The organism is Rhizobium sp. CG4 (assembly GCF_023701965.1).
In the GTDB taxonomy this organism is placed as follows: Bacteria; Pseudomonadota; Alphaproteobacteria; order Rhizobiales; family Rhizobiaceae; genus Agrobacterium.
This window is the reverse complement of the sequence record NZ_JABAEG010000001.1, coordinates 411,557-423,607: the sequence shown is the minus strand read 5'-3', so window position 1 is coordinate 423,607 and position 12,051 is coordinate 411,557. Positions and strand designations below refer to the sequence as shown.

Below are 12,051 nucleotides of genomic sequence, written 5' to 3'. Positions count from 1 at the left end.
GTTGCTTAATGCGAACCGACAGCACTTTCATCGATATGGGCCTTGGCGTAGACCTTGCGCGCAATGACGGCTAGCAGGAGCAGGATTACGGACGCGAGAAGACAGCATGCGGCAAAGCCGGTTGAGAAACCCTGCTTGGCGGGTTCGAGCCAAGACGGATCGGCTGTGCCGCCGAGAGCCTTTGCCGTTTCCACGGCTCCTGCCAGTGTTGCCGACACGGCTGTCGCCTGTGTTTGGTCAAGTCCGGTCAGATCAGCGTCTGACATTGTCATGCGGTAAAACACGGTGCCGAGACTGCCAAGCAATGCAACGCCTAAAGCACCACCAAATTCAGAGCTGGTTTCGGAAATGGCCGATGCTGACCCGGCACGCTCCGGCGGCGCTGTGCCAACGATCAACCCGGTGGTGGTGAGAATGACAGGCACGAAACCGAGGCCGATCAACATGCTGGCAAACAGGATGCCGAGCAGACTTTCATAATAGGCGGCAATAGCCATGACTGTGGTGCCGACAACATTGACCATTAGACCCATCAACACGGTTTTGACCGGGCCGAAATGGTTGGTGAAGCGATACGCCTGAAACGACATGATGGTGAAAACTGATGCCGAAGGAATAGACCACAGCGCGGCCTGCAACGGCGTGAGGCCGATCACCAGCTGCAGGAACAGATTCTGATAGAGGAAAGTGCCGAATACAAAGAATACGCCGGCCAGATTGACCATTAACGATGCTGTAAACGCCGGAATGCGGAACAGTTTGAGATCAATCAGCGGGTGGCTAAGGCGTTGTTGACGGCGGATAAAAAACACACCAACCAACAGGCCAATTGCGACGGGCAACAACTGGATGAGTGCAAAACCATCTGCCGCCATGTGTTTGAAACCGTAGATGATTGGCAGCACGGTTGCGAGTGATAAAAGAACGCTAGGAAGATCAATGCCTTCCGCCTCATCGTTCTTGTATTCCGGTAAAATGAACGGTGCGATGATCAGTAGAAACAACATCACCGGGATGTTGATCAGAAATACTGATCCCCAATGAAAATACTCCAACAACAAACCGCCGATTAGCGGGCCTATCAGGCCGCCAAGTGCAAATGCAGATCCCCAGATGCTGATGGCGCGGTTTCGCTCGGCCTCGTTCTTGAAGATATTGACGATGAGCGACAGGGTGGATGGCGCAACGGTGGCACCGGCAATGCCCTGCAGCGCCCGCGATATGATCAACTGTTGGGCTGTGTCGGAAAAGGCGGCCAGCGCTGAGGCCACACCAAATGCAAATGCGCCGATCAGCAGCAGTTTGCGACGACCGATCCGGTCGCCCAATGTGCCCATGGTCACCAGAAAACCAGCGACCATGAAGCCATAGATATCGTTGATCCACAGCAGCTCAGTGGCATTCGGATCAAGGTCTGCGACGATTGCCGGCATTGCCAGAAACAGCACCGACAGATCCATGGAATAGATCAGGCAGGCAATCGATAGGACACAGAGGCCGATCCATTCACGCTTGCTGGCGTGATCCTGCACTGATGGTGTGTCCGTCATGTCGTTCCTCCCGCATTGGCGAGAGATTTTCCTGAAATTGCAAAATTGGCAAGTATCAAACTCGGGCTAGACCTTCGCCCGTTCAATCCGGCTGCAAGGCTGTGACGATATCATGGAGATTATTGATCTTGCGAAATCTGCAGCAAAAGATTTTCCAGCCGGTCGAAATTCTGTTCATTGGCAGCGGCAATGAACTTCTTCAGCTCGAGGTTTTCTTCTGTCGCATCGAACAACATACGCCAGTTGAGCTGGGTGCCGCCAACCTGCTCTGTGAAGTCTATTTCCATGGTGTAGACGTGGATCGGTTCGTGATGTTCAAAGACAATACGCTCGGGCACCGTGATTTCCCGGAACGTCGATATATTGTGGAAGTCGGTACCGTTGGAGGCCGTCATGGTAATCTGCCATGTGCCACCGGGTCTGAAATCGAATTTGCCGATGCGGTTGGTAAAACCATCTGGTCCCCACCAAAGCGACAACAACTCGGTGTCTGCGAAGGCGCGAAACAGGGTGTCGCGATCCACGCTGAACAGGCGTTCGTTCAGAACTTCCATCTTGTTGGTCATGTCGATCCTCGCACTCATCGGTTTTCAAATTGCGGGCAAAAGAAAACCGGCCGACATTGCTGTTGGCCGGTTGATGGGTATTACAAAGGATCAAAAGTAGCTTTGCAGCGGTCTGACTTCGAGGTTGCCGGCCTTCAGCGCCTTGATGGCGAGGGCTGCGGCCTCTGCACCAGCCATAGTGGTGTAGTAAGGCACCTTCTGCATCAGCGTTGCGCGACGCAGCGACTTCGAGTCGGAGATCGCCTTGTTGCTGTCGGTGGTGTTGATGACCAGCTGGACCTGACGGTTACGGATGGCGTCTTCGATGTGCGGACGACCTTCCTGAACCTTGTTGATCTTTTCGGCTTCAATACCCTGTTCTGCGAGGAAACGCTGGGTGCCGCCGGTTGCGAGAACCTTGAAGCCAATTTCCACGAGAATGCGGATGGCTGGCAGAACACGTTCCTTGTCTTCGTCACGAACCGATACGAACACGGCGCCTGAGCGAGGCAGATCCACACCAGCACCAAGCTGCGCCTTGGCAAAGGCCAGTGCGAAGTCGGTGTCGAGGCCGATGACTTCACCGGTCGAGCGCATTTCAGGTCCGAGCAGGATGTCGACGCCAGGGAAACGAGCAAACGGGAAGACGGCTTCCTTAACGGCAATGTGCTTCAGGTTGCGTGGATCTGGCTTTTCGCCGTAGGCCGCAATCGCTGCATCAAGCTTTTCGCCGGTCATGACACGGGCCGCGATCTTGGCAATCGGTGCGCCGATGGTCTTGGCAACGAATGGCACGGTACGCGATGCACGCGGATTGACTTCAAGAACGTAGATCGTGCCGTCCTTGATGGCGTACTGCACATTCATCAGGCCGCCAACATTCAGTGCCTTGGCAAGAGCCGTGGTCTGACGTTCCAGCTCGTCAACGATTTCGTTCGACAGCGAACGAACTGGCAGCGAGCAGGCGGAGTCACCGGAGTGGATGCCGGCTTCTTCGATATGCTCCATGATGCCCGATACGAAGACGTTTTCGCCATCGCACAATGCATCAACGTCCACTTCAACCGCGTTGGTCAGGTAGCTATCGAACAATAGCGGGTTCTTGCCGAGCAGCGTGTTGATCTGGCCGGTCTTGTCGTTCGGGTAACGCTGCTTGATGTCTTCAGGTACGAGGCCAGGAACCGTGTCGAGCAGGTAAGCCTGCAACTGGCTTTCCGAATGAATGATCTGCATGGCGCGGCCACCCAGAACGTAGGATGGACGAACAACCAGCGGGAAGCCGATTTCAGAGGCAACCAGACGCGCCTGCTCAACCGAGTAGGCGATACCGTTGTTTGGCTGGGCGAGGTCCAGCTTCATCAACAGCTTCTGGAAGCGGTCACGGTCTTCTGCAAGGTCGATCATGTCAGGCGCTGTGCCGAGGATCGGGATACCATTCTTTTCAAGCGCTTCAGCCAGCTTCAGCGGCGTCTGGCCGCCGAACTGCACGATAACGCCAACCAACTCACCCTTTTCCTGCTCGGCGCGCATGATTTCGATCACGTCTTCCGCCGTCAGCGGCTCGAAATACAGGCGGTCGGAGGTGTCATAGTCGGTCGACACGGTTTCCGGGTTGCAGTTGATCATGATGGCTTCAAAGCCTGCATCCTTCAGTGCGAAGGCGGCATGGCAGCAGCAATAGTCGAATTCAATGCCCTGACCGATACGGTTAGGACCGCCACCGAGGATGACGACCTTCTTGCGGTCGGACACTTCTGCTTCCGAGCGCAGTGCACCAACGAATGGCGCTTCGTAGGTCGAATACATGTATGCGGTTGGCGAAGCGAATTCAGCAGCGCAGGTGTCGATGCGCTTGAAGACCGGGCGTACGTTGAGGCTGTTGCGAAGCTCGGCAACTTCCTTTGGACGCTTGTTGGTCAGGCTGGCAAGACGCGCGTCGGAGAAGCCCATGGCCTTCACCGCGCGCAGGTTTTCAGCGTCGGTCGGCAGACCATGTTCGCGGATGCGGGCCTCGGTGTCGACGATCGCCTTGAACTGCGCGATGAACCATGGGTCGATCTTGCTGTTTTCGTGCACTTCTTCTTCGGACATGCCCATACGCAGAGCCTGGGCAACCATGCGCAGACGATCCGGTGTCGGTGTGCCAATAGCGGCGCGAATAGCGTTCTTGGAGCCTTCGCCTTCTTCGTAGCCCGGAATTTCGATTTCATCGAGACCCGTCAGGCCGGTTTCCATGCCGCGCAGCGCCTTCTGCAGCGATTCTGCAAATGTACGGCCGATCGCCATGACTTCACCAACCGACTTCATGGCCGTGGTGAGGATTGGCGACGCGCCTGGGAACTTTTCAAAGGCAAAGCGCGGGATCTTGGTGACGACGTAGTCGATCGATGGTTCGAACGAGGCCGGGGTCGCACCACCGGTGATGTCGTTGTCCAGTTCGTCCAGCGTGTAACCGATGGCGAGCTTTGCAGCGACCTTGGCGATCGGGAAGCCGGTGGCCTTGGAGGCCAGCGCAGACGAACGCGACACGCGTGGGTTCATTTCGATGACGACGAGGCGGCCATCCTTCGGGTTAACCGCGAACTGAACGTTAGAGCCGCCTGTTTCCACACCGATTTCGCGCAATACCGCGATCGATGCATTGCGCATCATCTGGTATTCCTTGTCCGTCAGCGTCAGGGCTGGAGCCACGGTGATGCTATCGCCGGTGTGAACGCCCATCGGGTCGATGTTTTCAATCGAGCAGATGATGATGCAATTGTCCGCCTTGTCGCGGACCACTTCCATTTCATATTCTTTCCAACCAAGTACGGATTCTTCGATCAGCACTTCGGTGGTTGGCGATGCATCGAGACCGCCGCCGATGATCTCAAAGAACTCCGAGCGGTTATAAGCAATACCGCCGCCGGTGCCGCCCATGGTGAAGGATGGGCGAATGATGGCGGGCAGGCCAACAACATCAATTGCCTGTGCGGCAATGGCCATTGCGTGGCTGATGTAGCGCTGCTTGCGATCTGTTTCACCCAGGTTCCACTGGTTTTCCAGCTCGTCGAGTGCCTTGTCCAGATCAGAACCGGAAAGCTTGGCCTTCAGTTCTGCACGGGCAGCTTCGTGTTTCTTGCGGTCGGCATCCTTGATCTCGGTGGCGTTGGCCAGCATCGAGCGCGGTGTTTCAAGGCCGATCTTTGCCATGGCTTCGCGGAACAGGGCGCGGTCTTCAGCCTTGTCGATTGCCTCAGGCTTTGCGCCGATCATTTCGACGTTGTAGCGGTCCAGAACACCCATGCGCTTGAGAGAGAGCGCGGTGTTGAGAGCCGTTTGACCACCCATGGTCGGCAGAAGCGCGTCGGGGCGCTCCTTGGCGATGATCTTGGCCACGACTTCGGGAGTGATTGGCTCAACGTAAGTGGCGTCTGCAAGACCCGGATCCGTCATGATCGTGGCCGGGTTGGAGTTGACGAGGATGACGCGGTAGCCTTCCTCTTTCAGCGCCTTACACGCTTGCGTGCCGGAATAGTCAAATTCGCAAGCCTGACCGATAACAATCGGTCCCGCGCCGATAATTAGGATGGACTTGATATCTTGGCGCTTCGGCATGGCTCTCGTTCCGCTTCTCGTGTTGCGCAAAAAACGGCCATGGTGAAGGTTCACCGGCCGGGGCGCGCAATTTCAAATATTTTCAGGCTAGAAGCGGCTTATAGGCAAATGTTTTAACGAACGGAACCCCGAAAGTTTAAAAATCGACAGGAAATATGCATTCACATATCTGACATGCATTTCATGGAGCAACTTCATTTCCATGATCTCAATTCGCTGATACAACATAAGGCATATATTAGCGTTATTTTCTGTCGGGAGATAAACGACCATGGAATGGAAAGGGCGCCGTCAGTCTGACAACGTCGAAGACAAACGTGATATGTCAGCAGGTCGGGGTGGTTTGGGCAATGATCCTTTCAGCCGCACCGGGTTTCGAATTCCTTCGGGCGGCAGGCGCACTGGTGGTGGAATCGGTATAGGCGGCCTTCTGGTCATCCTTCTCGTCAGCTGGTTTCTCGGCATCAACCCGCTTACCCTGCTGTCTGGCGGTGAGGGCATGATGGGGGATAGCTCATCGCAGCAAACCGGGACCCTTCCGCAGGGCAATTCCACCGACGATACCACGGCTTTTGTTCGTGTTGTGCTGGCTGAAACTGAAAATACCTGGAGCGGCATTTTCAAGTCTGCGGGTCAGACCTATCAGGAACCGACACTGGTGCTGTTTTCCGGTCAGGTGTCCTCGGCTTGCGGTTACGCATCGGCAGCAACAGGCCCGTTCTATTGCCCGGGGGATCGCAAGGTCTATCTCGATACGACGTTTTTCCGTGAACTGGACCAGCGTTTTGGCGCTGCCGGCGACTTTGCGCAGGCCTATGTGATTGCACATGAAGTTGGCCATCACGTGCAGAACCTTACCGGTGTTTTGCCGGAGTTCAACCGCCGTCGCCAGTCGATGAGCCAAGCGGATGCCAACCGCATGTCAGTTCGGGTGGAACTGCAAGCGGATTGTTATGCAGGTATCTGGGCGAAGTTCACCGAACAGGAGGGCATTCTCGATACGGGCGACCTCGAAGAAGCGCTTAATGCTGCCCATCAGATCGGTGACGATACGCTGCAAAAGCAGTCGCAAGGTTATGTTGTGCCCGACAGTTTCAACCACGGCACGTCGCAACAGCGCATGACATGGTTCAAGCGTGGTCACGACACTGGTCGCGTTGCTGATTGCGATACGTTCAACACCAATATCTGACGGTCATTTATACATGCCTTCGCGCAGATTGATGCCGTATTCCAGATAGGCTTTCAGGGCGCACAGCATTTGTGACCAGCCCTGACAATTGCCATAGGATGCTTTCAACCCGGCTGGCGTTTCGCGCCAGCCGTTTTCTGTAATGCTGATAAGCGTCCTGTCATCACCGATCGGTTCAAAGCTGATGGTCACCGTGGTGTTGTAACTACCCGCGTCATCGATGCCCTCTTCATTGGCCTGCCATTGCAGGATGATTTGCCTGTCCTGCACGGCCCTGATGACCTCAACGGGAAATGCGCCGGGAAAATCGTGGAAATCCCAGCTGACGGTGGTACCGGTTTCAAGCCTGCCCTTGGCGCTACCCGTTGTGAAATAACCGGACAATTTCCTTGATCGGCAACTGCCTCGAAAACCTCATGAAGCGGTTTTGATATTCTTGCGGACACGGTGAATGTCAGTTCCATTCTATCCTCCCGGGTAGACACGCATTTTGCTGCAAACTCGTGAGGTGTCACCTGAGTTGCACTTTAGGGTCATGTCTCGACGGGATGACCACGTAAAAACAACCGAACCGGAATATCCGGTTCAGTTTGACGGGCCTGAGGTGTGATTACGCGGCAAGCAGCAGGGCTGACAAAAACATGCCGAGCGCAAAAATAGTATGGGCGACGAGATTCAGCACGCGCACTTTGGTCGGGTTTGGAGTTTTGGAGGCGGCCCATCCCAGGCCCAGGCCCGGTTGAAGCAGAAACCAGCCAGCACCAACGGTCACGATGCCGACGATCCACGGCTGGATGAAGTGTGGCTCAGCAAACCATAGTGGTGTCACGACCAACGCCAGAAGGATGCCATAGAGAACGCCAATGGCGTAATGCATAAACCAGCCAAGTGCCACTTCGTTTTTGTAAGGTGTCGCATTGGCGATGCTGTCGTGAAAAACCTTGCCCTTGGGCAGGTGCCAGAACCAGCGACCGGGAGGTCCCCAATTCGGAGCGGGCTGCTTGAAGACGAAATGGAGAATATAGGCCCAGATATCCATGAGGATGGTTCCGCCTATGCCCATGACCACGCCGCGCCAAATAATCTCCGACATTCCCGCTCTCCCGACTCTCTATGTCGTCTGGCAAGGTGTCGGCTTTTTTAGGGTTCGGCAAGTGCAGTTTGGAGGCTTTGCAGCTCCCGGTCATGATCTTTGAGACGAGGGTAGGAGAGCGCATAAAAAGAAGGACGTGGCCGCTTTGGGCGGCCACGTTTTGTCTGATCAGGCTGCGCGGCTGTAAGACTTGTGTTGTGTCTGCTGCATGCCCAGTCTGAACTGCGCCAACAGCTCATTGAGCGATGCCGCTTCCGAGGCAAGGCCGTGGCTGGCGGCGGTCTGTTCTTCGACCATGGCGGCATTCTGCTGTGTGCCCTGGTCGATGGTGTTGATGGCGGTGTTGATTTCCGACAGGCCGGTCGATTGTTCGCGGGTGGCAATGACAATCGCATTGATATGGAGGTTGATTTCCTGCACCTGCGTAACGATGGCTTCCAGTGCCTTGCCGGCATTATCAACCAGCGTCACACCTTCCTGTACCTGAGCGGTCGAGGTGCTGATCAGCGCCTTGATTTCCTTCGCGGCCGTCGCAGAGCGCTGCGCCAGTTCACGAACTTCCTGCGCAACCACCGCAAAACCCTTACCGGCTTCCCCGGCACGGGCGGCTTCCACACCGGCATTCAGTGCCAGCAGGTTGGTCTGGAAGGCAATCTCGTCGATGACGCCGATGATCTTGGAAATCTCGGTCGACGAATGTTCGATGCCTTCCATGGCGCGCACGGCGTCATTAACGACGTGGCCGGACTGTTCAGCATTGTTGCGGGTGCGGTCAACCAGTTTTCCAACTTCTTCGGCGCGCTGGGCAGCATCCTTGACGGTGGTTGTGATTTCCTCAAGGGCTGCTGCGGTTTGTTCAACAGACGCTGCCTGCTGTTCGGTGCGGCGGGCAAGGTCATCAGCCGAGTGGCGGATTTCCGTTGCACCGGCATCGATGGCGCGGGCATTCTGGCCAACATTGGTCAGAGCATCGTTGAGCTTGGTGATGGAGTTGTTGAAGTCTTCACGCAGACGGTCAACACGCGCAACGAATGGTGTCGAAATGCGGTATTGCAGATCGCCATTGGAGAGATGTTCAAGGCCCTTTGCCAGTGCATCAACGGCAAACTGAATGTCGGCACTGTCCTTGGCTGCAGTTCTTTCGCGCAGGTCGCGTTCTTGTTCGGACAGTGAACGGGATTCAGAGGCTTCGGTTTCCAGGCGCTGTCTTTCCAGTGCGTTGGTCCGGAACACGGCAACGGCTGCGGCCATCGAACCGATCTGGTCGGTGCGGTCCTGACCGGGAATGGTGATGGAAAGGTGGCCGGAGGCCAGGTTCTGCATGGCAGCGGTCATCTGTGTCACCGGCGTGATCACCAGTCGGCCAAGCAGGAAGGCGAGGAAACCGATCATGCCGATAACTGCAAGCGTGGTGGCAATGATTGCGGCGACACGGAACTGTGAAATCGAGGCGTAAGCAACGCCGCTATCCACAACAAAGCCGACATACCATTCAACAGATGGCAGGCCGGTGACTGGAATGAAGCTGGTGAGCTTGGCTTTGCCATCGATTGCCGTTTCGGTGATAGCAGAGGCAATGCTTGGCGTTGCTGTCGGGAACAGGTCGGTCAGCGTCTTGTTGACGAAGTTCGCGTCCGGGTGAATGAGTATCTTGCCATCCTTGCTGACCAGGAAGGCGTAACCTTCGGTGCCAACTTCAACCGACTTGATCATCGTCACCAGCGAGTTAAGCGAGAAGTCGCTGCCGGTCACACCAGCCAATTGGCCGTTGATCATGACAGGCGAGGCGGCAGTGATAATCAGGCCGCCTGTTGAGGCGTCGGAATATGGCTCTGTCAGCACGGTCTTCTGCGCTTTCACGGCATCCTGGTACCATGGGCGGGTCCGTGGATCATATCCTTCTGGCAAAGGCAGTCTCGGCCATGTGGTGAACACGCCGGTCGCGCTGTCGCCAAAATAGGTCGACATGAACTGGCCGGTCAGGACATCATTTTGCAGCACGTTCAGCTTGGCATCTTCGTCCGGTGCTTTGGCCATGGCTTTGGTGACGACATCGGTCAACATCACGCGGCCGTTCAGCCAGTTGGCGATGCTTTGCGCCGCCTGTTTGCCGGCGGCGTCAATGTTGCGGGCAACGGAAGTCGTCGTGGCTTCCCGTTGCAGCGCGTCGATATAGACGGAAAAACCGGCAAAAGCCGTCACGACAACGAGCGACGCAGCGATAATAATGCGCGTCATAAGGCTAGATTTAATAGACAAGCGCAGCTTCCCTTATAGGTATTCGCGACTTTTGGCCGGATGAACGGACCGAATTCGGAGGGGGAGACAATCATGCCGGGTAACGGCGTTGTATACACGCATCATGCGGGCCAGTTATATGTGGCTGTTTTAGCTTTTGCGTTATTTCAAAACTGTAAATGTAGTTTGACTGTAGCGTGAAATTATTTGCGAACACTCAAGACTGCTTGTCGTTTTGATTTTTGCCAGTTTTTTGTGCATTTGCATTGCTTGGTTGCATCGGTACGCCGAATATTTTATGGATTAGGCCAACGCCGTTTCCCGTTTCCGTGGAAGCGGCTTTTGTTTTGAGAAGGTGCCGCATGTCCTCGTCCGTTGTTTCAGGCAGTGTTCAAACCGGCGCGCAATCCTGGTCATCCCATCTGAGAGCCACGCTTGCGCTGGGTATCCCATTGATTGGCGCGCAGCTCGCGCAGTTGGGCATTCACACGACGGATATGGTGATTGTCGGTCAGCTTGGCGCTGAAAAACTGGCAGCCATGGTTCTGGCCGGACAGTTCTTCTTTGTGCTGTTTATCTTCGGCTCCGGTTTCTCGATTGCCGTTGTGCCAATGATTGCGCAGGCTTTCGGTCGTGGTGACGTACGTTCAACGCGCCGCTCGCTGCGCATGGGCATGTGGGTTGCCATCGTCTACTGGCTTTTGGTGCTGCCATTCTTCATGAATGCAGAGCGTATCCTGCTTGGTTTCGGTCAGAATGCCGAAGTGGCAAGGCTGGCGGGGGATTATCTCGGCATCACCAAGTACGGCCTTCTGCCGGGTCTTTTATTTTACGTGATGCGCGGTCTGGTCAGCGCCGTCGGCAAGGCCAGCGTCGTTCTTTACATCACCATCCTGACGCTCGTGGTGAATGGTATCCTCGCTTACGGTCTGGTGCTCGGGCATTTCGGCTTTCCTGCGCTTGGCATGAACGGTGCCGCAATCGTCGCCGTCATCGTGCAGACCCTCAGCTTCGTCTGCTTGGCTGCGTTTGTGCAAAGCCGCGAGGAAATGCGTCAATACGAGGTCTTTGTTCGTTTCTGGAGACCGGACTGGCAGGCGCTGCTTGAAGTGCTGCGTCTTGGTTTGCCAATCAGCGTTACCATTCTGGCCGAGGTGTCGCTGTTCAGTGCCGCGTCCATTTTGATGGGGCAGATCGGAACAACAGAGCTTGCTGCCCACGGTATCGCGCTGCAATTGGCCTCGATTGCCTTCATGATCCCGCTTGGTCTGTCACAGGCAGCAACGGTGCGGGTCGGTATTGCTTACGGGCAGGGAGATTATCCCAATCTGGTTCGGGCCGCGATCATGGTCAGCGCACTGGCATGCATCATTGCCATTGCTGGCGGCGTGCTGTTTGCCGCAGCACCGCAATATCTCAGCCGCTGGTTCCTCAATGAACACCTGCCGAATGTGCCTGCGGTTCTCGACTATGCAGCGAAGCTGGTGATCATTGCCGGTATTTTCCAGCTGATGGATGGGTTGCAGGCAATTGCCAGCGGCCTTCTGCGCGGCCTGAAAGATGCACGCGTGCCGATGATCATGGCGCTGATTTCCTATTGGCCGGTCGGCTTCCTGCTGGCCTGGGTTCTCGGTTTCCCGCTGGGGCTTGGCGGCGAGGGCGTTTGGTACGGCATTCTTGTTGGCCTGACCGTAGCTTCCATTACCCTGTCATGGCGTTTCATCGCGCTGGTGCAGCGGCAGAAACAGGCCATTGCCGTCTGAGACATCTTGAAATGCTACATAAAGAAAGGCCCGCGTGACGCGGGCCTTTTTTATATCTGTTGATTTTTAGAGA

The 12,051-nt window shown here is 55.7% G+C and carries 8 protein-coding genes; 2 read left to right on the top strand and 6 right to left on the bottom strand.

The window, feature by feature from the left end:
* Positions 1 to 5: 5 nt before the first annotated feature.
* The 3 genes from HGO37_RS02065 to carB all read right to left on the bottom strand — a co-directional run bounded on the left by HGO37_RS02065 (position 6) and on the right by carB (position 5,692).
* Positions 6 to 1,550 carry an MFS transporter gene (locus HGO37_RS02065; protein WP_250981930.1) on the bottom strand — a complete coding sequence of 515 codons (1,545 nt, stop codon included), beginning with the start codon at positions 1,548 to 1,550 and terminating at the stop codon, positions 6 to 8.
* A 119-nt stretch (positions 1,551 to 1,669) separates the two neighbouring features.
* Positions 1,670 to 2,134 (bottom strand): SRPBCC domain-containing protein, encoded by a 465-nt coding sequence (locus tag HGO37_RS02060; protein WP_250981929.1) that lies wholly within the window; start codon positions 2,132 to 2,134, stop codon positions 1,670 to 1,672.
* Positions 2,135 to 2,206: 72 nt separating this feature from the next.
* Positions 2,207 to 5,692: a carbamoyl-phosphate synthase large subunit gene (gene carB / locus HGO37_RS02055; protein WP_250981928.1), complete on the bottom strand. Its 3,486-nt coding sequence runs from the start codon at positions 5,690 to 5,692 to the stop codon at positions 2,207 to 2,209.
* 271 nt (positions 5,693 to 5,963) lie between these two features.
* Between carB and ypfJ the strand changes: the two genes are divergently transcribed.
* The gene (ypfJ, locus tag HGO37_RS02050) at positions 5,964 to 6,884 is read left to right on the top strand and encodes a KPN_02809 family neutral zinc metallopeptidase (protein WP_250981927.1); all 921 of its coding nucleotides are present in this window, start codon (positions 5,964 to 5,966) and stop codon (positions 6,882 to 6,884) included.
* A 3-nt stretch (positions 6,885 to 6,887) separates the two neighbouring features.
* Here ypfJ and HGO37_RS02045 read toward each other — a convergent pair whose 3' ends face one another.
* The 3 genes from HGO37_RS02045 to mcpU all read right to left on the bottom strand — a co-directional run bounded on the left by HGO37_RS02045 (position 6,888) and on the right by mcpU (position 10,236).
* The gene (locus HGO37_RS02045; protein ID WP_352230532.1) at positions 6,888 to 7,268 is read right to left on the bottom strand and encodes an SRPBCC domain-containing protein; all 381 of its coding nucleotides are present in this window, start codon (positions 7,266 to 7,268) and stop codon (positions 6,888 to 6,890) included.
* Between the two features lie 226 nt (positions 7,269 to 7,494).
* A complete protein-coding gene (locus HGO37_RS02040; protein ID WP_250981926.1) occupies positions 7,495 to 7,977 on the bottom strand; it encodes a DUF2938 domain-containing protein in 483 nt (160 codons plus the stop codon).
* Between the two features lie 168 nt (positions 7,978 to 8,145).
* Positions 8,146 to 10,236, bottom strand: coding sequence for a methyl-accepting chemotaxis protein McpU (gene mcpU, locus HGO37_RS02035; RefSeq protein ID WP_285200440.1), 2,091 nt, complete (start codon positions 10,234 to 10,236; stop codon positions 8,146 to 8,148).
* A gap of 341 nt (positions 10,237 to 10,577) precedes the next feature.
* Here mcpU and HGO37_RS02030 point away from each other — a divergent pair, with 341 nt between their 5' ends.
* The gene (locus tag HGO37_RS02030) at positions 10,578 to 11,978 is read left to right on the top strand and encodes an MATE family efflux transporter (RefSeq protein WP_250981925.1); all 1,401 of its coding nucleotides are present in this window, start codon (positions 10,578 to 10,580) and stop codon (positions 11,976 to 11,978) included.
* The last annotated feature ends 73 nt before the right edge of the window (positions 11,979 to 12,051 follow it).